Below are 25,164 nucleotides of genomic sequence, written 5' to 3'. Positions count from 1 at the left end.
CACCTAGCGTGCGGCATGTCCCTTGTGCGACACATCGGAGTCACTGCGATTGCGGTCTTTCTGTTGGTCGGTTCGGCCACTGGCCAGGCGGTGCGATTCAGCGAACTCGGGGTAGGTCAGGGACGATCATTCGCCGGCATCGAGCAGATGGTCGTCGACGAACTGGGTTTCCTGTGGTTTGGCAAGACCCGCTGGGATGGCGTCGAGTTTCGCGAGTTTCCGACGGTTGTAGGGGATTCCGTGGCTATGCTTGGCCATGCCTGGGACGGCCTCTTCGCCGATGCCGAGAACCGGGTTTGGATCGGCACGGACATCGGCCTGGTGGTCTTCGAGTATGCGACGGGAACGTTCCGAAACGTGCAGCTGCCGCCCGCTCCGGACGGGGACCAGCCTTGGATCGACCCGATTGTTCAGGCACCAGGAGGCATGCTCGTGCTTGGATCCTGGAATTCAGGTGTCTATTTGCTCGACCCTGAGACGGAGCAGGTGCGCCACATCCCGCTCCTTTCGGGGAGCAATGATGTGCGATCGCTAACCGTGGACTCGGAGGGCCGTGTTTGGGCGGCTTCGCCTACCGGGGGCGTGTTCTACATCGATGTTGCAGGGGCGGAGGCTCAGAGCTGGACCACGACCTGTGGCGATCGTGTGCAATCTGTGGCCCGTTCCGAGTCGGGAGGCATCTGGATCGGTGGCCCGGAGGGCATCTGCCGCTCGGGTCTGGGAAAAGTGTTCGACATCCGGGAGGTCGTTGATCTCCTCGAAGACGGGGACGGACGCCTTTGGATTGGCACTGAAAGTGGGCTATTCATCCGAGATGCCTCGGGGGGTGTGGTGCACGTAACCGGACCACCAGCTACCGAACGCATTTTCAGTCTGACCGTGGATCCATCCGGGACCGTTTGGGTCGCGACGGAGCGGGGCATCCATTTTGCCGATCCCGGGGCCGGACGTGTCGTTACGATTGATCGTCTCGCGCCCGACGGCCGCAATCTGGCCGTTGCGTCCGCGGCGCTCCACTGGCAGCAATCAGGTGGATTCGATGCAAGGGAGACGGTGCTCCTCGGCACACGCAGCGCGGGCCTTGCGGCACTCAGTGTGCACGAAATGACGGTGCGCGCGTACCCCACCCAGCCGCGACTGCCCTCGCTCAACGTGCGCGCTCTTTCTGTGGACGCCATGCGCCGGCTCTGGATCGGCACAGACCAGGGATTGGTGCGCATGGGGATGGACCTGACTGTGCAATCCGTGGACCCGGGCGGGGCTCTGGAATCGGCCTACGTGCAGTCGATCGCACACGACCGGTCCGGGAACGCCTGGGTGCTCACTCAGGATGAGCGGTTACATCGGGTGGGGCCACAGGACGATGTCAGGACCTGGCCTCGCGAGGCGTATCTCGCAGACAGCCCTCACGCAACCAGCTATGCCCTGCATCTGCAGGTCCATCCACTGGACCCTGCGGCCGTGTACATCAGCACATTCCATGAGGGCCTGGTGCGATTCGAGCCGGGATCGGGCCGGACAACGCGTTACGGGCGGGAAGCTCCCGACAGACCAGGCTTGGCCGGCAATGCCGTCTTCAGTTCATGGCTGCCTACCCCCGAATTCCTTTGGGTTGCAGCCGGCACGGGCCTGTACCGCTTCACGCTGGATGCGAACAGGGAGCCGGTCCAGGTTCGTCGGTTTACGACCCGCGACGGACTTCCGTCCGACATCGTTCGCGCCCTGGTGCCCTCGCCGGACGGTGTGCTTTGGATTGGGACTGAGGTCGGAATAGCACGCCTTGATCTCCAAACCGGGGAGATCACCGTGCTTGGTGCTGAACATGGGGCAACTGAGGGCATCATCGAACACCATGCTGCACTGGTGACGCCGAGCGGGCGGGTCGTGATGGGTGGCAACGAGGGCATCAGCGTGATTCTGGACGGAGCACCCGGCCCCGAGCCGGTGCGCAGCCCCCGCATAACACGTCTCTGGGTTGGAGGCGTACCGCGGGATTTCGCGCCCTCGATCGAATTGGCCGAGTCTGTCACGCTTGCTCACGACGAGAACTTCCTGGAGTTCGACTTCTCCGCGATGGCGCTGACCAGTTCCGGCTCGTTGCGATATCGGCTCCGCGGGCTGGATCCAGGATGGCGGGCATACGATGAACGCACCAGGGCGTCCTACCCCAACCTGGATCCCGGCACGTACTGGTTCGAAGTGGAAGCACCCAACGGAATGGCTGCGACCCTCGCAGTCAAGGTTCGTCATCCGTGGTGGAATTCGCCGGTGTCTCGAACCGGGTATGGAGTGTTCGCCGTGCTGGGCCTCATTGGATTTGTGACCGGCCGCACCCGACGCCTGCGACGACGCACCCAGGAGCTGGAACGGGATGTGTTTGCCCGCACAAAAGAGCTGGATCAAAAGCGGAAGGAGGCTGAGGAGAACGCAGGTCTCGTCGCCCGACAGGCCAGCGAACTCAGGAAGCTCGAGCAGACCAAGTCGCGGCTGTTTGCGAATGTGTCCCACGAATTCCGCACCCCGCTGACACTCATAGAGGGGCCTCTGGCCGATGCGCTAGCGAGTTCAAACGGTAGCGGCGTATTCCTTCCCGGTCGCTCAGCGGAGCGCATGCTGCGCCAATCGCGTCACCTGAAGGGGCTCGTGGATCGTCTGCTGGAGGTGGCTCGCATCGAGTCAGCACAGCTTGAGTTTGGCCTGTCCAGGTCGGATCCGGGCGATGTGGTTTTCGCGATTGTCGACGGTTTCGCCGACGAAGCGGATCGGCGAGGCATCACGCTGTCCTGCTCCGGTGCCGTGGACGCCTTGTTGTGGGTCGATGCGGACAAGCTGCATCACATCGTAGGCAATCTCGTGGCGAACGCCATCACCCATACACCTCGGGGCGGGCGCGTTGAGGTGGAGACCACGGTTGCGGGAGCACGCTTGCGAATTCGGGTGATAGACACCGGGGTTGGCATCGGCCCGGACCGTCTGGCCAGCATCTTCGAGCGGTTCAATTCCGGCACGGTGGATGGCACGGGCATCGGGCTTGCGCTTGTCCATGATCTGGTTTCGGCACTGGGCGGGGAGATTTCAGTGGCAAGCGAGCCCGGAAAAGGCAGCACATTCACTGTCTCATTGCCCGCGTGGGAGAGGCCACCCGATCTGGACAACCTCGTCATTGCCGAGCCGGAGACGCCGCATAGCGTCGTGCCTCGGGAGTTGATTTCTATCCCGTCCTCGGACGGGGCCTCCACGAAGGGCGGCAACCTGGTGCTTGTAGTCGAGGACAATCCGGATGTGCGTTCGTACCTGAGGGAGGTCCTCGAGCCGGTCGCAGCGGTGGCCGAGGCATCGGAAGGAAGCCTTGGGCTTGAGCTGGCGGAGCAGCTGGCTCCGGATGCTATCGTGAGCGATGTGATGATGCCGGGCATGGACGGGTACGCCCTAGTGAGTGCTGTCCGGGCATCTGAGGATCTGGAATTGACACCGGTGATCCTCCTTACGGCGAAGGTGGAAGATTCGGATGTCGCGCGGGGGCTGCAGGGCGGCGCAGACGTTTATCTCAGGAAGCCGTTCTCAGCCCAGGTGCTGCGTGCTCAGGTAAGGCGGCTGATTGAGCGGCATCGGGCACAGCGGGAGCGACTGGCGAGGCCGACGCCCCTGCCTGCTGATGGTCTCGGAACGGGAGCCACCGTTCGGGAGGCGCGGCGGCTCGTGCTGCAATCCATCGACAGGACCAGCGTAGAGGCGTTGGCTTCGGAGATGGCCATGAGCTCTCGCACGTTGCACAGACGTCTCCGCGACGAGGCCGGCGTGGGTCCGCAGGTGTTTATTCGCACCGTGAGGCTATCCCGGGCAGAAGAGCTCCTGCGAGAGGAGCGGCTTGGGGTCGAAGAAGTGGCCCTGATGGTGGGCTACGGCTCTACAAAGAACTTTCGTGCACACTTTCGACGGCAGTTCGGATACCTGCCTGGTGAGGCACGCATGTGGACTGCCACGCGCTAACCGCAAGGGCGTACCCCCAGGCGCGGCCCCGAGGCGAATGGCGTAATCGCGCGATGTCTTCGGCTTGCTCTTCAATTATGCTAGGCACGGTTATTCCATACTACACCTCGGTAGCATGAAATCGTCGTCGATCGATTATGAGAATCCCCTCATGGGACGTTTTGCAGGCTACCTGGAGGGAGTGTTGATTTCGCATACCGTGGCCGTCTATTTCGAGCTGGCGCGACGGCGCGGACTGAGCTTCGAAGATTCTCTCCTAGTGGTGGCCCGTCACACGCCGTTCTCTCGGACTACCCTTACGCGCAGGCTGAAGGACTGGCAGCAAAAACAGTCCTTGCTGAGGCTGACCGACACGGACGACTATGTGGATTTCGTCACGTGCTCGAACGGGTGGGGCGACAACCTCAGGGAGTTTTTGAGCGAGATCGACAACAGCTAGACGCGGCCAGCGTCTAGCCGGGAGGCCGGACTTCTGCGTGGTCGGAGCCTGGGGGAGCCCCGTGCCTGGCCTCGGAGGGTGACATTCCGAACTGGCGCCTGAAGTGAGCACGGAACGCCTTGGTGCCGTTGTAGCCGACCCGTTCAGCCGCTTCTGCGACAGTCACCCTGTTGACGACCAGTTGTGTCCAGGCGGCCTGCATTCGCATGCCCCGCATGAACTCCAGTGGTCCGCAGCCGACCTCCGATGTAAGGCGCCTGTGCAGGGTTCGGTCCGACATCGCCAGCTCGGAGGCCAGCCTTGCCACATTGAATTTGGGGTCGGAGACATGTTCGGCGATAAGTGCGCGGGCTCGTGATACGAACTCCGATTCTGTCGAGGAGGTCACTGCTTCCCGGTCGGCAGATAATCGTGCCCTGACTTCACGGTGGCGCGTAGTCATCTGTCGGACGTGGCCGCGCAAAACGCGCGCAGAGAACGGCTTACGCAGGTAAACGTCAGCACCGACTCCGATCCCTTCGAGCAGGTCCTCCTCGTCTGCGCGAGCGGTCAGAAGCAAGACGGGGGTTAGTTGAAGCTCAGGACTGTCCCGTACGGACTTGACCAATTCGTGGCCGTCCATGCCCGGCATGACAACGTCGGATACGATGACGTCTGGCGCCTCCTTGAGCGCTAGGGACAGGGCCTCGCGACCCTCGCGAGCCTTGAAGACGCGACATTCAGGTGCCAGGACTTCCGCGACGTAGTCCCTTACGTCCGGATTGTCGTCTACGACAAGCACTACGCTGCGGCTCGCAGTGCCCGGGGCGGCCAAACCTTTCTGGTAGCCAGATTTCGACCGGCGTTGATCCAGAACACTACCGTTTGACGCGACTGTGGCGTTTGCCGGAGGCTGTTGCCAAACCGGGAGCGTCACCTCAAAGGAGGATCCCCTCCCGGGTTCACTGACCACGGAGACCTGTCCGCCCACTGCTTCCGTTACCTCTTTTACGAGCGCGAGACCAATGCCCGAGCCGGCGGGCGTTCGGGCTCCCCGGTCAACTCGGTGGAACCTCTCGAACACGCTTTGCACCTGCGCGGGCGGAATGCCAACTCCGGTATCACGAACAGTCACGCGAACAAAGCCCTGTTGGCCTCGCTCAAGCGTCACCGTCACACGGCCGCCTGAGGGCGTGAATTTGATTGCGTTGGAGATGAGGTTGCCGATCACCTGCTCCACCACCCGATGGTCCACAAAGACGAGTGAGGATTCCAGCGGGTACGGCCGGAAATTCAGGGAGATGCCTTTGCGCTCGGCCGCCGGCTGAAAGGATCTCACGACGCCCGAGATGGAATCCGGCCAGGTGGTCCGGGTGACAGAAATGGCTAGCGCCTGGCCTTCAATTTTCGCGAAGGTAAGCAGGTCATCGACCATCCCGAGCAGACTTCGAAGGTGGCGTACCATACGATCTGCGACGTGTCGGCCCAGGATGACGGTGCTGGACGGAGAGTCGGGGATTGCGTCGATCAATGGACCCTCAATCAGCGTGAGCGGAGTACGGAATTCGTGGGAGATGTTGGCAAAAAAACGGTTCTTCGCACGCTGGATCGCCTCAAGTTGGCGATTGTGATTTGAGAGACGTTCGCGTTCGCGCCGGCGGCGGCGCGATTGCACAAGCGCGTATGCTCCCGTAGAACCGAAGAGCCCGAGAACCAGGGAGAGCTGCATCCAGGGGCGTCTCAGCAACGGCGCTCTCGCATCCAGTAAAAAAGAACTTGCTGATACCTGCCGCCCTGGCGTGATAGCCTGCACCAGCACCGTAAATCGGCCGCTCCACCCTTCCGGAATGGCAAAAGTAGCTTCGAAGTCCGGCCAGGGTGAGGCGTAGGCCTGAACTCCCCACTCGGGTATGGCGACGGACATCTGGTACCGGTGGGGCTGGATGGAATCGCGAACGCGAAATGCCAGGGTGAGGTTGTTCCAGCCGCCACCCAAAGAGGGTAGCTCACCCTGCGACCTGAGGTCGATAGACTCTTCGTCGGCTCGCAGCCCGACGAGATCGGGGCCCGGCTGCGCTCTCTCGGCAAAGAGGGAGCGGGCTACCGCGACTAGTCCAGCGCCTGTCGGCACAAAGATGCTGTCAGTGCCAATCAGTGGGGCTCCTGTCGGCGCGATCTCCTCCAGGAACGGCCCCTTGGGGCGCCTGACGCTGCGCTCAACCGGGTTCGCCAATGCCAAGCCGTTGGATAACGCCAACCAGACGTGGCCACTGTCGCCCAGGGCCACCCCGATGACCTCTCCGCCATCGAGATGCCCTGGCCCCAGAATGCGCTGACCGTTGCCGCGCATCAGGAAATCCGTTGTTGCTATATACGCGGCCAGGCCCTGGCGAACGGCCACGTCCTGCAGGCCCGCGTAGAGCCGGGTGTCGAAGACGTTGTCACCGGCGCCGACTCTTCGAAATTCGTTCTCCCCCATGGCGAATGCGGCACAGCGGCCGGGTCCGTCGACGGGACCGGACAGCCGGAGCTGCGACTGAGTCGGCACCAGCATCTGGTCCTCCCAGCCACCGGAACCGCGATACAGGCGCCCTACCTCTCGCCAGCCTTCCTCCCGGGGTACGGAAACGTAGAGCAGGCAGTCAGCGTGCCCCGACAGTGAATAGGCGGCAGGACCGATCCGACTCCATGTCTGACCCCTGAGCTCCCAGGTACCCAGGTCGGTGGCCGCAAACAGCTGATCGCTGGTCACGAGGAGATCGTTCACACGTGACCCTACCGATTTCGGCACGGAAACCACACGGCGCCCTCCGGTGTCCCGCAAGAGGATCGCCCCATCTGCGGCCCATGCCATGGTTCCGGCCGGTCCCTGGCCCGTGGCCGTTAGGGGAGACGGGGAGGCAACGGAGACATCGGACCAGTCCACGCTCACTGCATGCAGCGCCTCCGTAGTTGCAAACCACAGCTCTCCGGAGGTCTCGTGGAGAGCCGATGCGAACGAGGCGTTCTCCAGAAGCGCGCTCGCGTTGCGTCGCCATCTACCCGGCAGGCGGGCAAAAACAGACACTCCCAGTCGATGTGTCACCCACAGAGAACCGTTGCTGGCGATGAAAACGTCCCGGATGCCGGATACCTCACGCGGATTGTCCGACTTTAGACGGAGGTCTGGCCCAAGCGCGTAATAACCGAGGGGCGGCATGGAAAGTTGGAGCTGTTCCGGCGACGACCCATCAGGCCGCAGCACCGTCGCTTGCTCAAACGTGGCCACGACCAGGGTGTCACCGAAGGCCGCGAGTCCGGCGATTCTCCCCGCCACCTTCTTTCGGGGGTATACACGGTCCTGGTCCAGACCCATCACCGTGGATTCCTGGTCGCCGGACTTGATTGCGAAGGTCAGATTCGGGGTTGCGGTGAGTCCGAAATAGGAGCCTGCGTCTAGACGGCACAGAGCTCCGTCCGTGAGCTGAAACAGGCCTTCACCGCTCGTGACAAGGGTGCCGACCGTGCTGCTGGCCATATCGCGAACGGCACCAATCCGCACCGGATCGCCGGCCGGGGCTCCTGAGCACGCTCCCAAAACGTCAATCCTGCGCCACGTCCGGGTCCCCCAGTCCATCGCCAGCAGTCCGTGCGGGGTCCCCACCAACAGATCGTCTTCAAGCACGAGCAGGCTCGACACGGCATCTTCCTCGACTCCCCAGTCTGAAAGGGACGGGTCCTGTGCTGGTAGCAATCCGGGCGGGATCTCCACCGCTTGAAGTCGTCTGTAATCCCATCGGTGCAACCCTTGTGCAGAGCCAATCCACACGTCGCCCCACGAATCCTCCACAGCGGAAGACACCCGAGGCAAGGGCGATTCCAGCGGACGGAGCGAAACGGTCAAAGGTTGGGCGAGCGTGCCCCATGGGGTCACCATCGCAAGTAGAACCAGGCATACGACGCGCATTCCCTAAAATCGAGGGAATGTCCGGAGGAGGACAAGGGCCACATTGGTCAGATGTGGGGATGGTTTCCGCCAGGGCCGGAAAAAGAACCCCCGACCGGCCTCAACCGATCGGGGGTTCACTACCGGCGTTACAGGACCGGCAAGGTCGCGGCCGGGCCCAAGGCCCGACCATCTATGTAGACCGCCTGCGGAGTCCCCCCGGCGCTTCTGAGCGGATGGCCTTACGGGGCCACGCGCTTACCGGGAGCAGCGCAGACGGGCTGCTTACTTCTCGTCCTCGTCGACGACCTCGAAGTCCACGTCCTTGACCTCCTCGGCCTCGACGTCGGGGGCTTCGCCGGCAGCGCCGTCCCCGGAGGCTTCGGCCGTAGCCGCTTCCTGCTGCGCGTTGTAGAGGTCCTGGCTGGCCTCGTTCCACGCCTCATTCAGCTGCTGCATGGCCGACTCGATTTCGGTCAGGTCCTTGTTCTTGTGGGCTTCCTTCAGGCGCTCGAGGCTGGCCTCGATCTTCGCCTTCTTGTCGGCCGGCAGCTTGTCGCCGTACTCGGTGAGGTTCTTCTCGGTGGAGAAGATGAGAGCGTCGGCGGAGTTGACCTTGTCGGCCTCCTCACGCTTCTTCTTGTCCTCGTCGGCGTGCGCCTTCGCATCGGTGCGCATCTTCTCGATCTCGGCATCGGTGAGGCCGCTCGAGGCTTCGATGCGGATGGACTGCTCCTTCCCCGTCGCCTTGTCCTTGGCGGACACGTTGAGGATGCCGTTGGCGTCGATGTCGAATGTGACCTCTACCTGCGGCATGCCACGCGGGGCCGGCGGAATGCCGTCCAGGTGGAAGCGCCCGATGGTGCGGTTGTCGGTGGCCATGGTGCGGTCACCCTGCAGCACATGAATCTCCACGCTCGGCTGGTTGTCGCTGGCCGTTGAGAACACTTCCGACTTGCGGGTCGGGATGGTGGTGTTGCTCGGAATCAGCACGGTCGTCACACCGCCCAGGGTCTCGATGCCCAGGTTCAGTGGGGTCACGTCCAGCAGGAGCACATCGGTCACGTCTCCGGACAGCACGCCGCCCTGGATGGCAGCGCCGACGGCCACCACTTCATCCGGGTTGACCGAACGGTTGGGCTTCTTGCCGAAGAACTGCTCGACGACTTCCTGAATCTTGGGAATGCGCGTCGAACCACCGACCAGGATCACCTCGTCAATCTGGGCCTTGGCAAGCCCGGCATCCTTCAGCGCCTTCTCCATCGGAGGAATCGTGCGCTGCACAAGGTCATCGACCAACTGCTCAAACTTGGAGCGGGACAGGTCCAGCGTAAGGTGCTTGGGACCGTCCTGCGTGGCCGTGATGAACGGCAGGTTGATGGTCGTGGCGGTCGAAGAGGAGAGCTCCACCTTGGCCTTCTCTGCAGCCTCCTTGAGGCGCTGCAGGGCCATGGCGTCCTTCCGAAGGTCGATGCCCTCTTCTTTCTTGAACTCGTCTGCGATCCAGTCGATGAGGCGCTGGTCGAAATCGTCACCACCGAGGTGCGTATCGCCGTTGGTGGCCTTCACTTCGAAGACCCCATCGCCCAATTCGAGGATCGAAATATCATAGGTCCCACCGCCGAGGTCGAACACGGCGATGATTTCGTCCTGCTCCTTGTTGTCCAGGCCGTACGCCAGTGCGGCGGCCGTGGGCTCGTTGATGATGCGGCGCACCTTCAGACCTGCAATCTCGCCTGCTTCCTTGGTCGCCGTTCGCTGGGCATCATTGAAGTAGGCCGGCACGGTGATGACGGCCTCGGTGACCTTCTCACCCAGATGATCCTCGGCAGTCTGCTTCAGCTTGCCGAGTACCATCGCCGAAATCTCCTGGGGCGTGTAGACACGGTCGTCAATTTTGACGCGCGCCGTGTTGTTGTCACCCTTTACAACTTCGTAGGGGACCTCACCAATCTCGTTGTCCACCTCGTCGATGCCGCGGCCCATGAACCGCTTGATCGAGAAGATGGTCTTCGTGGGGTTGGTGATGGCCTGGCGCTTGGCCGGCGCGCCAACGAGTCGCTCGCCGTCCTTCTTGAACGCCACGATCGACGGGGTAGTGCGCGCGCCCTCGGAGTTCGTGATGACGGCGGGCTCTCCACCTTCCATCACGGCCACGACCGAGTTCGTCGTACCCAGGTCAATACCAATAATCTTGCTCATGAAAGTCTGTCTTTCGCGTTGTCAATTCGGGGGCGAGCCCTTGCCGGGCCGCCGGTCGCAGACCGGTTCTCCAAGAGGCGTGCCATTCCGGGTTTTCGGTCATTCTGTCAGACATCCTGTCCTGCAGCCCGTCGCCGTGGCCTGCCAAACCGCGCAGCGTCTGAAAAAATGGCAAGGCTCCGGGGTCCGGACCCCTCGGCGCGCGTAGTCGGGTATATTTGGACTCCCCTCAACCGCGCGAATGAAGCACGTACCGAACACGCTTACGACGCTCCGCATGCTGGTCACGCCCGCGGTGCTGTTTCTGCTGTTCTCGGACTCGTTCGCGCCCCGGGCATGGGCGGCCGCGCTGTTCATTCTCGCCTCCATCTCGGACTGGGCCGATGGGCACATGGCCCGCAAATACGGCGTCGGCTCCCGGCTGGGTCAGTTCCTGGATCCGGTCGCCGACAAGGTGCTGGTTCTGGGCACGTTTGCAGCCCTCTGTGTTCTGCGCGATGACCTGGTGCCCTGGTGGGCCGTACTGCTGATTGCGGGCCGGGACCTCTTTGTCACGCTCTTCCGCATCTGGCACAACCGTGGGGGGCGGGTCATCAAGACCAAGTCATCGGCCAAGTGGAAGACCACCTTTCAGCTCACCTTCCTGATTGCCGTTCTGCTGCTGTGGGCGGCCATTCTGCTGCCCGGCGCGGTGGGCAGCTACGCCAAACAGATCCTCAATTCGGTGGGCATCACGCTGCTGCTGTACGTGACTGTCGCCGTAACCGTCGCCACCGGGTTCGCGTACGCCATGAATCCGGAATTCGATACCTCGCATGACTGACACCACGATCGACGCCCGCGAACTGGCGGGCAAGCTGCTTGAAATAGGAGCAGTCGTGCTGCAGCCGAATGCGCCGTTCACGTGGGCATCGGGCCTGCACTCTCCGGTCTACTGCGACAACCGCATGACGCTCGGGCATCCCGGTCTCCGGGGAGCAATCGCCGCGTCCTTTGCCGATATCGCGTCAGGGTATGCTCCGGACCGCATCGCCGGTACAGCAACCGCCGGCATTCCCCACGCGGCGTGGCTGGCGGACGTGATGAACCTGCCCATGTGCTATGTGCGCTCCAAGGCCAAAGGCCACGGGAAGGGCAACCAGATTGAAGGGCCCCTGGATACGGGCGATGGGGTCGTGCTGGTGGAGGACCTGGTCTCGACGGGGATGAGTTCCATTGCGGCGGTGGAAGCGCTGCGGGCCGCGGGCGCAGGAGTGCATGCTGTGGTGGCCATCTTCTCTTACGGATTGGAAAAATCCCGTGCGGCCTTTTCCGAGGCGAATGTGCCCCTGCACACGCTCACGACGTTTTCGGACCTCATCGCCAGTGCAGAGGCATCCGGCGGGATGAGTCGTGTGGACGTGCAGAGCCTGCGCGCCTGGCACGCCGATCCGGTAGCGTGGTCCGAGGCCCTGGAGGCCGGGTGATTGCCGAGGTCATCTCCATTGGCGACGAGCTGCTGATCGGGCAGGTCGTCAACACGAATGCCGCGTGGCTGGGTCAGCGTTTTTCGGAACTGGGCGTGGACGTCTCGCGGGTCCTGTCGGTGGGGGATTCGCGCGATGTGATCACTGCCGAAATCGGCGCTGCCAGCGAGCGGGCGGACGTGGTGATCGTAACGGGCGGACTGGGCCCCACGCACGACGATGTGACAAAGGAGGCGGTTGCGTCCCTCTATGGGGTGTCGCTAGAGTTTCACCAGGACCTGTTCGATGCGCTCAAGGCCCGCTACGACCGAGCCGGCATGACCATGTCCGCGTCCAATCGTACGCAGGCGGAGGTGCCGGCCGGGTTTGAGGTGCTGCCGAATCAGTGGGGTTCGGCCCCAGGACTGCTGCACGATGGCGAGACCATGCTTGTGGTGCTGCCGGGCGTGCCCCGGGAGATGAAGGGGCTGATGGACGAATACGTCTTCCCTCGACTGATCTCGGCGGGTGGACTGACACCACTGGTGCGGCGCACGCTGCTGACTACCGGGATAGCGGAGTCACAGTTGCACGATTCCATCGGTCCTCTGGAGGATTGGACTCAGCGCGGCTGTTCGCTGGCCTACCTGCCGAACATCCACGGGGTTCGCATGCGGCTGACGGCGCCGGATCCGGCGCTGCTTTCAGAGTTCGAAGCATTCCTCAGAGGCCATGCCGGCCGGCATATTTATGGGGAAGGCGGGCAGACTCTGGAAGAGGTGGTGGGTCAGATGCTGGTGGAACGGGATTGGACGGTCGCCACGGCGGAGAGCTGTACCGGCGGACTGGTGGCGTCCAGGCTCACGGATGTGCCAGGTGCCTCCCGATATGTGCGGGGATGTGTGGTCGCCTACGACAACGAGGTGAAAACCCGGCACCTTGGTGTGGATTCCGATCTGCTCGACGCGCGAGGGGCGGTGAGTCGTGAGGTGGTCATTCAGATGGCTGCGGGCGTACGCGGCGTGATTGGAACGGATGTGGGTATTGCTACGTCGGGCATCATGGGTCCAGGCGGTGGATCACCGGAAAAACCGGTCGGAACGGCCTGGATGGCGGTTCAGACGCCGATCCACACGCACTCGCTGAAGGTGGTCCTCCGCCATGAGCGCGTGGATAACAAGGCGCGCACGGCGACGACGGTGCTGGACCTGCTCCGGCGCACGATGCTGAAATAAAGTTGGCCCTCGGCGTTATGTCAGCGGGGGGTATGTGACATAGGGATGTCGCAGATCAAACATATGTTCGGACATATTCGTATTCTCGTGCTGAGAATCGGCTGAACCGGACCCCCAACAGAGACTCGAATGAGCGCAGACGAAAAGAAAACCGCCCGCCCGAAGGACCCCGCCAAGGAGCGGGCACTGGACCTTGCCCTGAAGCAGATCGAAAAGACGTTCGGCAAGGGCTCCATCATGCGTCTCGGGGAGGCCCCGATGATTCGGCACGATGTGATTTCCACCGGATCGCTGGCGTTGGACGCGGCGCTGGGAGCGGGCGGCGTGCCGCGTGGCCGCATCGTGGAAATCTATGGGCCGGAGTCGTCCGGCAAGACGACGCTGGCCACGCACATCATCGCGGAAGCCCAGCAGTTGGGCGGGACCTGTGCGTTCATTGACGCAGAGCATGCGTTTGACGCCAGCTACGCCGAGAAGCTCGGAGTCGATCTCGATTCACTGCTTGTTTCCCAGCCCGACACCGGTGAGGACGCCCTGAACATCTGTGATACGCTGGTGCGCTCGGGTGCCCTGGACGTGATCGTGATTGACTCGGTGGCTGCACTTGTGCCGCGTGCGGAGATCGAAGGCGAAATGGGGGACAGCCACGTGGGTCTGCAGGCGCGACTCATGAGTCAGGCGCTGCGCAAGCTCACGGGTACCATCAACCGCACGCATACGGTGCTCATTTTCATCAACCAGATCCGCGAGAAGATCGGGGTGATGTTCGGCAGCCCGGAGACCACCACCGGTGGGCGCGCGCTCAAGTTCTACAGCTCGGTGCGCATGGATATCCGCCGCATCGGTGCCATCAAGGACGGCACGGACGTGGTTGGTAACAGAACGCGGGTCAAGGTCGTTAAGAACAAGGTGGCGCCGCCGTTCCGCCAGGCCGAGTTCGACATTGTCTACGGCGAAGGCATTTCGTCCCTGGGCGAACTCGTGGATATTGGCGTCGACAACGACATCATCCAGAAGTCGGGATCCTGGTATGCTTATGGAGACATCAAGATTGGTCAGGGTCGAGACGCAGCGAAGCAGTGGCTGAAGGACAACGACAACTTCCGCACGGAGATCAAGGCGCGGGCCCAGGAGGCTCTCGGCATGGTGCCGGCCGTGGCAGAGGCCAACGGCGTAGCGTTGCCTGTCAACTGATTCTGGTTCTGCTGCTGGTTTCGGCCGGTGGCGCCGAGGCCCAGTCGGGACTCGATGAGACCATTGTCTTCCGGGTCAACCAGCAGGACGGCTGGTTGGCCCGGAGTGTTTTTGGCGGCGCCGACTACACCGCCTACCCGGTTTACTACGGGGCGCTGCCGGCATTGTGGGCACCGGTTGTGCTCGGTGACGCGGACAACCGAACCGCAGTCCGGATGACGGCGACCATGCTCGGCAGCTACGGCGCCGTTGTTGCCCTGAAAAGACTGGTTCGAAGACCCCGTCCGGTTGCCGTGCATGACTGGGTGATTCGCCGGCCTGCGTTCCCGGGCGGCCGGGATCTGGATACGTGGTCTTGGCCCTCCGGGCATGCCACGCTCGCAGCGGCCGTGGTCGGAACGCTGGCGTTCCGCCATCAGCGCGCAGCAGTGACGGTGCCTGCCGTGATTTGGGCGGGGGCCGTCGGGGGCTCCCGGATCTGGCTGGGCGTGCACTACCCGTCCGACGTGCTCTCGGGCTGGGCGCTGGGCGCCGGCATGGCCTGGGTGGTGCACCAGATGCGCAAGAATGACGAAGCCGGTTCGTTGTCGGAGCAGCCCGTTTTCCGTTTCACGATTCCTCTCGGATGATGCGTCTGGTTTTACTGCTCCTGGTCGCCATTCCTCTGTCCAGTTCCGCTCAGGTTCTGGTGGACGGGACGGTGTCTGATGCACGCTCGGGTACTCCGCTTGGCGCGGCCACGGTTCAGATCAGCGGAACCTACACGGGCACGGTGGCCAATCCGGAAGGCCGGTTCTCGGTTGAGTTGCAGTCCTTTCCGGCGACGCTGGTCGTGCGATTCGTCGGGTTCGCGACCCGCGAGGTGCGGCTGGAGGAAGCCCCGTCCGAACCGCTCCGAATAGCCCTGGAGCCTGCGCCCTTCCAGTTGCAGGAGGTCGTTGTGAGCTCAGAAGATCCGGCAGTGGCCATCATGCGAGAGGTCATCCGGCGCAAGCAGGAGCGGCGTGCGCGGCTCGACCGGTTCCGGGCTGAGGCCTACAACCGGTTCACCGTAGAGAACGACACCGGCATTGTATCGATGGCAGAGGGGTTGTCGGAGTTCCTCTGGGATCGCGAACTGGGTAGTCGTGAGGTTGTCAAGGCTTCCCGAAGAACCGCGAATCTGGAGTTCGAAGAGTTTTTTCCGGCGGCCATGTTTGTGGCGAACCTGTACGACGACAACATCGACGTAGCGGGCCACAACCTGATGGGTGTGACCCATCCGGACGCCCTGGATCGATACGATTTCCGTCTGGAGAGCACGACACAGCAGGAAGGCCGGGACGTGTTCACGATCTCCGTTCGCACCTGGCGTCGGGTTGCGAGCGGATTCGAAGGCTCGATCACCGTTGCTGACCGCGACTTCGCGATGCTGTCGGTGGACTTGCAGCCGAACGACGCCTTCATTTTTCCGCCTCCGATCCAGTTCTTCGACGTGACGTACAGCCAGCAGTACTTGCCCTTCGAGGATGACCAGTGGCTGCCGGCAGACTTTCGGGCGGCCATGGACCTGAAGATCGGCGTGCGGAATCTGCTCGATTTTCCGGTTTTCAGGATTCGCCAATTCGCGAGACTCTCGGACTACGAAGTCAACGTGGCACTTCCGGACTCAGTCTTCGCGTCAGACGAGGTCGTGACGGTTGACTCAGCGGCGGTGCGCAGTGGTGATGCCCTGAATGATCCAGCGGTGGTAGTCCCTCTTACGGCCCGGGAGGCGGTGGCTTTGGCTTCCATTGATTCGACCCAGTCGATCGAGGAAGCCTTTCAGCCCCGTGGCATGTTGGGGCGGGCGGCTCAGATCAACGCCGGTGACGAGAATCGTGCGGAACGACGCTTTGGCAGCCTTCAGTTCTTGCCCGACATCGCGTACAACCGGGTTGTCGGAGCGAGTCCCGCGCTGCGGATTTCAGTCGGAGGCGCTGCGCGCGCATGGGGTCGGGTGGAGCACTCCTTTGGCCTGGACCAAACGCTGTGGAGCGGGGGCGCGAGACTGGCGCGTAGGGACTGGGAAGTACGTGTGTCCATGGAGGAGCGAGTGCGCACTACGTCCGGGTCGTGGACGCGCTCCTCGATCGAGAACTCGCTCGGTTTCATGCTGGGAGCCCGCGACTACTTCGACTACTACCGATCGGACCGCGTGCAGGCCTCGCTTACGGTCGAGCCCGGGCGCCTGCTTCCGGACCTGACGCTGGGACTGCGACGCGAAGATGTGTCCTCCGTGCCGAAGACTACGGAGTACCGCCTTCTCGACAAGGACGAGGAGGTCGCGGACAACCCGCGAGTGCCGACGGAGCGGGTGGGCTCGGTCTTCATGCAGGCCGTCGTGGGCGTGCCGCCAGACCCTGCCGGATTTGTCACGGGGTCCAATTCCGTTCAGGCTGAGTTTGAGGCCGCGGGAGACGGATTGCTGGGCGGCGAAACGGCTTTCGTCCGCGCCGGTGCCCGGGCGACCGGACGTCTGCCGACCTTTCATCGACGGCGGCTTCTGCCCCAGGTCCTGGACATCAGACTGCATGTAGGCTGGTCACGTGAGGCGCTTCCTCAGTACCGACTTTGGTCGGTGGACGGAGCCGGGTTCGGGTCGAGGCCGGGTAGTCTGCGGTCCTTGCAGGGGCGGCCCCTTGAGGGTGATCGGTCCGCTCTGGTTACGTGGGAGCACCATTTTCGCACGGTACCGTTCGAACGCCTGGGATGGCGCTGGGCGGTGGATGAGGGCCTCGGCATTATCGCGTTTGGAGGGCACGGTCGGACCTGGCTCAGGCCGGAGAATCAGCCCCGCAACACGCAACCACGACTGGCCGACAGGTGGCAACCGAATCTGGTGGATGCGTGGGTGCATGAGCTTGGACTATCCATCTCGGGCCTGTTCGGCATGCTGCGCGTCGACCTGGTTCGGCGCCTGGACGACCCGGCATGGTCGTGGGGAATCGGGGCTGCGCGCATCTTCTAGAAGGCGCCAGTCCTGTGTAGTCCCCATCTACACACCAGCGCGCCCCTACTCGTCGCCGGTGGCGACCGGGTGCTCAGGGTCGGTGATCCAGTCGCTCCACGAGCCCACGTAGAGGCGCGCGCCGTACAGGCCGGCGATTTCCAGGGCCAGCAGATTGTGAGCCGCAGTCACACCGGAGCCGCAATAGTGGATCTGATCTGCGGCAGGCCCCAGTCCCTCGAAGCGTTCCCGAAGTTGATCAGGAGGGAGGAAGTGCCAGTCGTCGTCCAGATTATCTCCAAATGGACGTGAGGCCGCCCCAGGTATGTGGCCGGCCCGGCTGTCGATGGGCTCGTGATCGCCCCGATACCGCTCGGAGCTGCGAGCATCTACCAAACGCGCCCCGCCAAATTCTGCGGGCGTGGCTGCGCGGGCAATGGGTGCCCGCTCGGGATAGGTGCCCTCGTGGACAGCCGGGGCATCCGCAGAGAGCGGCAGCTCGGCACCAATCCAGGCCTGGTACCCGCCTTCGAGGACAGCAACGGAGGCATGCCCGTGGTGGCGAAACAGCCACCACAACCGTGCGGCAATGGCTCCTGGCCCATGATCGTAGACCACCACCTGGACCCCGGGTCGCGCGCCCCAGGAGCCCATGAGCGCCCGGAAATCGGCCGCCTCAGGTATCGGGTGGCGGCCTGTTGACCCGGGCACGATACGGCCGGAGAGGTCACGGTTCAGGTGCGCGTAGAACGCGCCTGGAATGTGGGCCTCGGCATATTCCCGCTGGCCCGCGTCGGGGTCATTAAGCGAGAACCGGCAGTCGATCACTACCCAGTCCGGGTCGCGCTCGCTGAGCAGTTGCTCGGGCGTGATGATGGTTTGGAATGCCATGCTCCGGTGGTCAAAAATCCTCAGGAAGATAGCCTGCCCTCGGAGCCTTGCCTTTGCCTTTCGGAGGACTCTCGGATAGCTTGGATTCTGCCCGGTCTACAGAGCACCCCCGTCCATTTGAGCAAGGCTTCCAACAAAGGCCAGACCCCCCTGATGCGGCAGTACTACCGCATCAAGGAACGTCATCCGGACACCGTTCTGCTGTTCCGGATGGGAGATTTCTACGAGACGTTCGGCGAGGATGCCAAAACCATGCACAAGGTTTTGGGCATCACGCTCACAAAGCGGTCGAACGGCAAGGCCGCCGACGTTCCGCTGGCCGGCTTTCCGCACCACGCCGTCGACTCCTACTTGCCGAAACTGGTGGCAGCCGGCTTGCGCGTCGCCGTCTGCGAGCAACTGGAGGACCCCAAGCAGGCCAAGGGCGTCGTGAAGCGGGGCGTCGTGGAGGTGGTCACGCCCGGTGTTTCTCTTTCGGAGCGGCTACTCGACCCGAAACGGTCCAACTACCTCGCATGTGTTCACTTCAGCGGCTCCAGCGCGGACGATCAGGTGGGCGTGGCCTGGGTCGACGTCTCGACGGCTGAATTCCACGCTGCCGAGGCGCAGGCCTACCAGTTGCCGGAGGTCCTTCAGACCATTGGGCCTGCGGAGATTCTCATCAGCACCGTCGAGCGAAGCCGTGCTCCATCGGGGCCATGGGTAGTGACCAAGCGGGATGAGTGGGTATTCGATGCCGAGTTCGCCCGAGACACGCTCCTCGGCCACTTTGGGGTGCACTCCCTCAAGGGGTTCGGGATGGAGCGCATGGCCGCTGCGGCGGTCGCGGCGGGGGTGACGCTGCATTACCTGTCGGAGACCCAGCAAGGGAAGCTGCCTCACATCACGCGTCTGGTACCGGTCTCGACGGACGCGCACATGGCGCTCGACCCTCAAACCAAACGCAATCTCGAGCTGGTGTCCTCCATGCAGGGGGGAGAGGATGGATCCCTCATTGCGATCCTGGACAACACCTGCACGCCGATGGGAGGTCGGCTGCTGCGGAACTGGCTGCTTCGGCCGCTCAAGGACCTGGATTCAATCCACGCCCGGCAGGGTGCGGTGGCCATGTTGGCCGAGAACGCGGAGCTTCGCGCAGGCCTCTCAGAAGACCTGAAGCCGGTCGGAGACATTGCCCGAATCACGGCCAGGGCGGCCACCGGACGTGCGTCTCCGCGGGATCTGCAGCATCTCAGGGAGGCCCTGCGCCAGATTCCCTCCGTCAAGGAACGCCTGGCTGACCAGGAGGGTGAACTCGGCCGGGTGGGCGGGACGCTCGATCCGCTGACCACACTGCGCGACTTGCTTGACCGTGGGCTGGCCGATGAACTGCCGGCCACGCTGAAGGACGGCGGTGTCATTCGGGAGGGCTACGATCCGGATCTGGATGAGGTGCGCGAGCTCGCTCGTTCCGGGAAGTCCTACCTCGCTCGCCTGCAGCAGAGCGAGTCCGAGCGAACAGGTATTCCATCCCTGAAGATTGGCTACAACAAGGTCTTCGGCTACTACCTCGAGGTCACCAACGCCCACCGCGACAAGGTCCCCGAGACCTATATCCGCAAGCAGACGCTGGTCAACGCGGAGCGCTACATCACGCCGGAGCTGAAGGAGTTCGAGGAGAAGATCCTGTCTGCGGAGGAGCGTCTGGGGAGGTTGGAGGCCGAACTGTTTGCGGGCGTTCGCGACCACGTTGCCGAGGAGACGGCCGGTCTCCAACTGAATGCCCACCTGATCGGCAGTGCGGATGTGTTCTGCTCACTGGCCGAGACAGCGGTCCGCAATCGCTACTGCCGTCCCGAAGTCGACGATTCCGGAGTCATCGAAATCACGGACGGCCGTCATCCAGTGGTCGAGGCGCTACTGCCCCCTGGCGAGCCGTTCATCCCGAATTCGGTGCATCTGGACCGTACGGCGGAGCAGATTCTGATCATCACCGGCCCCAACATGGCCGGCAAGAGTGTGGTGCTCAGGCAGGTAGGACTGATTGTGCTCCTGGCACAAGTGGGCGGGTTCGTGCCGGCTGAGCGCGCACGCATCGGCCTGGTAGACCGAATCTTTACGCGGGTTGGTGCGAGCGACAATCTCATGGCAGGAGAGTCGACGTTCCTGGTTGAGATGAACGAAGCCGCCAACATCCTCAACAATGCCAGCCAGGACTCACTCATACTCCTGGACGAGGTCGGAAGGGGAACGAGTACCTTCGATGGGCTCTCGATTGCGTGGTCACTGGTAGAATTCCTGCACGAGACGCCCCGGGTGGCGGCTCGCACGCTGTTTGCGACGCATTACCATGAGTTGAACGAGCTCGCTCTTCAGTACGGGCGCATTCGGAATTTCCGGGTTCAGGTACAGGAGCACGAAGGCCGCGTGGTCTTCCTCCGGCGCCTGGTGGCAGGGGGTGCCGACCACTCCTACGGCATTGAAGTCGCGCGCATGGCCGGTTTGCCACAGGAAGTCATCAGCCGTGCTCGCGAGATTCTGCACCATCTTGAAGGCCAGCAGTTGGCCGTCGGCGGATCGCGGGGCGAAGTGTCTCCGCCAACCCTGGTGCGTGACCCGGGTCAAATGAGTCTCTTCCAGGAAGACCCCGTGCGAGAGGAAGTGATGCGCCGCCTGCGTGAGATCGAGCCGGACCGGATGACCCCCATCGACGCCCTGGTGCTTCTGTCCGAAATGAAGTCCAAACTCAAGGCCTGATGCTCCACCCTTTTCTGGGAGTTCACCCCACGGTGCCGGAAAGCACCTGGATTGCGCATTCGGCGGATGTCTCCGGAGACGTGGTTTTCGGCGAGCAGTGCAGCGTCTGGTTCAACGTGACCATCCGAGGAGACGTGCATTGGGTGCGCATCGGCGACCGAACCAACATCCAGGACAACGCGGTCGTGCACGTCACCAACCGGACCAGTCCCACCCGGCTTGGCGATGACGTCACGGTGGGGCACAGCGCGGTGGTTCATGGTTGCACCGTTCAGGATCGTGTACTGGTCGGAATCGGCGCGGTGATCCTGGACGACGCGGTGATTGGGCACGACTCGCTGGTCGGGGCACGCGCGCTGGTGACGGGCGGGGTGGAGATTCCACCGCGATCCCTTGTGCTCGGCGCGCCCGCCCGCGTGGTTCGCGAGTTGACGGATGAGGAGGTGGATCGGGTTGCGGCGTTCGCGTCGAATTACGTCACGTACTCTCGCATCTACATGGGCGTGGACTCGCCTGCGGAGAATCCCTGGTACGATCGGGGTTCGGCTCCGGAGAGGTAGTCAGGACCCCTGGTACCTGGTGCGACCCTTCCAACGGGTCCTGCGGCTGGCAAGCGTGAACGGGATGGCGACCGTGTACAGCGAAATCAGCAGGTCGTGTGCCGGGACCCAGGCCAGGGGCAGCCGGATCTTCAGGCGGTCTGCGACAGCGCCGGCCAGAGCGGCCTGAACCATCCAGCGCAGCACAAAGCACGCGAGTGCGACTGCCGGCGCGAGGGCAAGCAGCAGCCAGGGCGCGAGATACGCGATGAACGTGCCGAGCAGTACGGCGGCGTTTTGCCCCGACAGCGACTCGGTGGCTCCCAGAGCCCAGCGCCGCCGCTGCCGAAACAGGGCGGCTAGTGAGCCTACCGGTTCGGTCCAGTTCAGCGTTTCGGGGGTCATCACCAGGCCGACCGGGCCGCGCCGGGCAAGCAGCCGGAACAGGGCATAATCCTCTGTCACGGAGTCCCCGGCCGCATCGAATCCGCCGGCTGCCTGGAGCGCCCGCCGACGGAAGGCCATGTTGTTGCCCATTGCGGTCAGCGGCTTCCCCAACTCGCTGCTGGCGGCGGCTGTGCCCAGCAGAATGGCCCAGTCGAGCTGCTCGATCGGAGCGCCTGCCCGGACCATGGTCGTGCCGCCGACTGTGTCGAATGCAGGCAGGTGATCAAGCAGCCCCTGGGCCCAGCCCTGTGGAGGTCGGCAGTCCGCGTCTGTAGTCAACACGCACGCTGCCTCACTCTGCTCAAAGCCTGCCTGGAGGGCAGCCACCTTGCCCGGACCGCCCGAAATCAATCTGACCCGGTCCGGAAAGTGACGTGACCAAGCCGCGACTTTCGTTGCCGTGTCGTCGCTCGAGTGGTCGTCGATCACAACAATGTCCAGCGGGACCGACTGCGCCGTTAGTGCTGCCAGGCACGCATCGATGTTTGCCGACTCGTCGCGGGCGGCGACCAGGCAGCAGGCGGCCGGGAGGTTGTGGGGTCCGCTATCGATAGGTACAGGTCCGGGGGCAGCTTTACGATGGTGCTCTTCACCTCCGACCCGCGGAGCAGGCTGCCGCAGCTGCCACACCAGCAGAAGGCCGACCGCCAGGTGCACCGCGACCGGAAGGACGAGGACCGCCACAAGCCCCGTCACCGCACCGACGGGCGCCAGGCCGACAGACGATGCGTGACCCGGAAGGTGGTTGCCTGAAGTCCTTCCGCGGAGAAGCCCAACATGGCCGATGCAATCACATTTCCACCGCGCAACGCGACAAATCGGGAGCCGATTCCGAGCGTTGGCTCAAGCGGCACCGCGCCACTTGCCAACCCGTCGCGATGGGGTCCCAAGGCTACCCGCAGGTCGAAATCTTCGGCCACATCGTCATACACCTGGGACAGGCCCAGATGGACCAGCCCTTCGTACCGATGGCTCTTGAGTACTCGAAAAATCGGCTGTACGAACACCAGTCCCATCACGACGCGGTCGTTGCCGTAGAACCGATTGCGATCCCAGCCTGGTGCCAATCGGTCATCCAGCCTCGGAAGCAGGAAATAGGGCACATCGCGCGAGGACTCCAGCGTGCGGTCCAGCATGAAACGCGCCGTGAGAAAGCGATCCGAGCCAAGCCGCCACGTGCGGTCGACGACCACGCCGAACAATTCATGGGAAGCGTCTCCCGAGGTGCTGCGCAGATGGAACTGTAGACCCGCCCATCGGCTGGTCAGCCCTACGTCGAGACCGACGGTCCAGAGCCCATACTCGCCTTGCTCGGTGAGCAGGTCGAGATGGGGGCTCGGTGGCGCACTGTCACCGACGGGCTCATGTCCGCGCACGATGTCCAGGCGCTGCTCGACCCAGATTTGGGCCCAGGCTGAGCCGGGAAGCTGAATCGAGCGCCGAATCTGGGTCTGGATCAGTCGGTGGTCTGCGTACCGTTCCGACCGCTTGCGGGAAGAGGGCCCCAGACCATAGAAACTCTCATGCAGGTTGCGATAGGTCCGGGCGGAGATCATCCAGCCGTCAAATCCTTCACCGGGCGAATCGGATGCCCAGCCTAGATCAACCGATTGGCGAAACCACTGGGCGCGGGAGCGCAGCCGGACCGCATCGCCCATCGAGAACAGGTGCCGTCCGTTCAGTCCAAATCCAACTCCCGGACCTGCGCTTTCTGACCAGAAGTATGAGGGTTTGAAAACGGGATACCACTCGAAGTCCTGCGCACGGGCGCCTGAGGCAAGAATGGCGAAACCTGCGAGTAGAATGAAATGTCGGCGCAACGGGCGTGGGTAGGGCGGGCTCAGGCGCGATATTTTAGGCCAGACTCCAGTTCACTACAGGCGCAATCGATGAGAATTCTGGTCGTTGGCAGCGGGGGGCGAGAACACGCCATCACGTGGGCCCTCACGCGGGACGAATCCGCCCACGACGTATTCGTGGCTCCCGGCAATCCGGGGACAGGCGTGATTGCGCGCAACGTGCCCATTGCGGCCGATGACCTGGATGGGCTGGTAGCATTTGCGAAGGAGCAGTCCATCGAACTGTGTGTCGTCGGGCCGGAGGTGCCGTTGGTGGCCGGCCTCGTCGACCGCCTCTCGGAGCTCGGAATTCCATCGATGGGCCCAAAGGCCGGAGCCGCGCGGTTGGAGGGCAGCAAGGCCTTTGCCAAGGCGTTCATGGATCGCTACGGCATCCCCACGGCGGGTCACCGCACGTTCACGGACTACAACCTGGCGCTGGCGCATATCAGGGAGCAGGGCGCGCCCATTGTCGTCAAGGCGAGTGGACTGGCCGCCGGCAAGGGGGCGGTGGTTTGCGCCACACTGGAGGAGGCCGAGAGTGCACTGAGCGCCATGATGCAGGACCGGCAGTTCGGCGATGCCGCGGACGAGGTGGTCGTCGAGGAGTTCATGACCGGGGAGGAGGCGAGTGTGTTCGCCCTCTGTGACGGAAAGAACTACGTGCTGCTGTCGCCGGCCCAGGATCACAAGCGCATTGGGGAGGGTGACACGGGACCCAATACAGGCGGTATGGGAGCCTACGCGCCGGCACCCGTCATGACGGAGGGGTTGATCAGGGAGACTTGTGAGACGATCATCGAGCCTACGCTGCGTGGCATGGCGGCGGAAGGACATCCGTACACGGGAGTGTTGTACGTGGGCCTCATGATTACCCCCGAAGGCCCGAAGGTGGTGGAGTACAACTGCCGACTTGGGGACCCCGAGACCCAGGCGGTGATGATGCTGCTTGCGAGCGACGCCGCCGGGCTCTTCCACGCCTGCGCAACCGGGCGACTGGCGGAGACGAGTGTTGAGCTATACGATGGGGCAGCGGCATGCGTGGTACTCGCCTCGGACGGATACCCCGGCGCATACGCCAAGGGCTGCGGAATTACGGGTGTTGCTGAGGCCTCGACGGTATCGGGGGTGCAGGTATTTCATGCGGGTACACGCGTGGGCAAACGAGGATTGGAGACCAGCGGAGGCCGCGTGATGGCCGTTGCTGCCCGTGGAGACGACCTGGCGGAGGCGCTGGCCCGCTGCTATGCCGGGATCGAACACATTCGTTTTGATGGGCAGCAGTTCAGGCGCGACATCGGCCAGAAGGGCCTTGTGCGACTGCAGACTCTGTGAG

Annotated in this window: 16 protein-coding genes; 11 read left to right on the top strand and 5 right to left on the bottom strand. The window is 63.3% G+C overall.

The window, feature by feature from the left end; all coding sequences use genetic code 11:
- The first annotated feature begins 15 nt into the window (after positions 1–15).
- Together JJ896_09605 and JJ896_09600 are read left to right on the top strand one after the other, a co-directional pair.
- Positions 16–3,990, top strand: coding sequence for a response regulator (locus JJ896_09605; protein ID MBO6779894.1), 3,975 nt, complete (start codon positions 16–18; stop codon positions 3,988–3,990).
- A 115-nt stretch (positions 3,991–4,105) separates the two neighbouring features.
- Complete coding sequence (locus tag JJ896_09600; protein ID MBO6779893.1) at positions 4,106–4,429, top strand: hypothetical protein; 324 nt, start codon at positions 4,106–4,108, stop codon at positions 4,427–4,429.
- A gap of 13 nt (positions 4,430–4,442) precedes the next feature.
- On the opposite strand, the gene JJ896_09595 is transcribed toward JJ896_09600, so the two are convergent.
- Positions 4,443–8,354 (bottom strand): response regulator, encoded by a 3,912-nt coding sequence (locus JJ896_09595; protein MBO6779892.1) that lies wholly within the window; start codon positions 8,352–8,354, stop codon positions 4,443–4,445.
- A 264-nt stretch (positions 8,355–8,618) separates the two neighbouring features.
- A complete protein-coding gene (dnaK, locus tag JJ896_09590) occupies positions 8,619–10,535 on the bottom strand; it encodes a molecular chaperone DnaK (GenBank protein MBO6779891.1) in 1,917 nt (638 codons plus the stop codon).
- 241 nt (positions 10,536–10,776) lie between these two features.
- Here dnaK and pgsA point away from each other — a divergent pair, with 241 nt between their 5' ends.
- From pgsA to JJ896_09560, 6 genes are all read left to right on the top strand, one after another.
- The gene (gene pgsA / locus JJ896_09585; protein MBO6779890.1) at positions 10,777–11,358 is read left to right on the top strand and encodes a CDP-diacylglycerol--glycerol-3-phosphate 3-phosphatidyltransferase; all 582 of its coding nucleotides are present in this window, start codon (positions 10,777–10,779) and stop codon (positions 11,356–11,358) included.
- Positions 11,351–12,001 carry an orotate phosphoribosyltransferase gene (locus JJ896_09580; protein MBO6779889.1) on the top strand — a complete coding sequence of 217 codons (651 nt, stop codon included), beginning with the start codon at positions 11,351–11,353 and terminating at the stop codon, positions 11,999–12,001. The genes pgsA and JJ896_09580 overlap by 8 nt, the downstream gene beginning before the upstream one ends.
- On the top strand, positions 11,974–13,215 hold the full coding sequence (locus JJ896_09575; protein ID MBO6779888.1) for a competence/damage-inducible protein A: 1,242 nt from the start codon (positions 11,974–11,976) through the stop codon (positions 13,213–13,215). The genes JJ896_09580 and JJ896_09575 overlap by 28 nt, the downstream gene beginning before the upstream one ends.
- Positions 13,216–13,344: 129 nt before the next feature.
- Positions 13,345–14,409, top strand: coding sequence for a recombinase RecA (gene recA, locus JJ896_09570; GenBank protein MBO6779887.1), 1,065 nt, complete (start codon positions 13,345–13,347; stop codon positions 14,407–14,409).
- 95 nt (positions 14,410–14,504) lie between these two features.
- A complete protein-coding gene (locus JJ896_09565; protein MBO6779886.1) occupies positions 14,505–15,038 on the top strand; it encodes a phosphatase PAP2 family protein in 534 nt (177 codons plus the stop codon).
- Positions 15,038–17,398, top strand: coding sequence for a carboxypeptidase-like regulatory domain-containing protein (locus JJ896_09560; GenBank protein ID MBO6779885.1), 2,361 nt, complete (start codon positions 15,038–15,040; stop codon positions 17,396–17,398). Before JJ896_09565 ends, JJ896_09560 begins: the two co-directional genes overlap by 1 nt.
- A gap of 45 nt (positions 17,399–17,443) precedes the next feature.
- Here the strand turns inward: JJ896_09560 and JJ896_09555 are convergent, their stop codons facing one another.
- The gene (locus JJ896_09555; GenBank protein MBO6779884.1) at positions 17,444–18,268 is read right to left on the bottom strand and encodes a sulfurtransferase; all 825 of its coding nucleotides are present in this window, start codon (positions 18,266–18,268) and stop codon (positions 17,444–17,446) included.
- A 117-nt stretch (positions 18,269–18,385) separates the two neighbouring features.
- On the opposite strand from JJ896_09555, the gene mutS reads away from it, so the two are divergent.
- Both mutS and JJ896_09545 read left to right on the top strand, forming a co-directional pair.
- Positions 18,386–21,004, top strand: coding sequence for a DNA mismatch repair protein MutS (gene mutS, locus JJ896_09550; protein MBO6779883.1), 2,619 nt, complete (start codon positions 18,386–18,388; stop codon positions 21,002–21,004).
- Positions 21,004–21,564: a gamma carbonic anhydrase family protein gene (locus tag JJ896_09545; GenBank protein MBO6779882.1), complete on the top strand. Its 561-nt coding sequence runs from the start codon at positions 21,004–21,006 to the stop codon at positions 21,562–21,564. The genes mutS and JJ896_09545 overlap by 1 nt, the downstream gene beginning before the upstream one ends.
- On the opposite strand, the gene JJ896_09540 is transcribed toward JJ896_09545, so the two are convergent.
- Both JJ896_09540 and JJ896_09535 read right to left on the bottom strand, forming a co-directional pair.
- A complete protein-coding gene (locus JJ896_09540) occupies positions 21,565–22,674 on the bottom strand; it encodes a glycosyltransferase (protein ID MBO6779881.1) in 1,110 nt (369 codons plus the stop codon).
- 8 nt (positions 22,675–22,682) lie between these two features.
- Positions 22,683–23,810, bottom strand: coding sequence for a hypothetical protein (locus JJ896_09535; GenBank protein MBO6779880.1), 1,128 nt, complete (start codon positions 23,808–23,810; stop codon positions 22,683–22,685).
- A gap of 69 nt (positions 23,811–23,879) precedes the next feature.
- Here JJ896_09535 and purD point away from each other — a divergent pair, with 69 nt between their 5' ends.
- Positions 23,880–25,163, top strand: coding sequence for a phosphoribosylamine--glycine ligase (gene purD, locus JJ896_09530; GenBank protein ID MBO6779879.1), 1,284 nt, complete (start codon positions 23,880–23,882; stop codon positions 25,161–25,163).
- The last annotated feature ends 1 nt before the right edge of the window (position 25,164 follow it).

Source organism: Rhodothermales bacterium (genome assembly GCA_017643395.1).
Lineage (GTDB): Bacteria > Bacteroidota > Rhodothermia > Rhodothermales > UBA10348 > JABDJZ01.
This window is presented reverse-complemented; position numbering and strand designations above follow the sequence as displayed.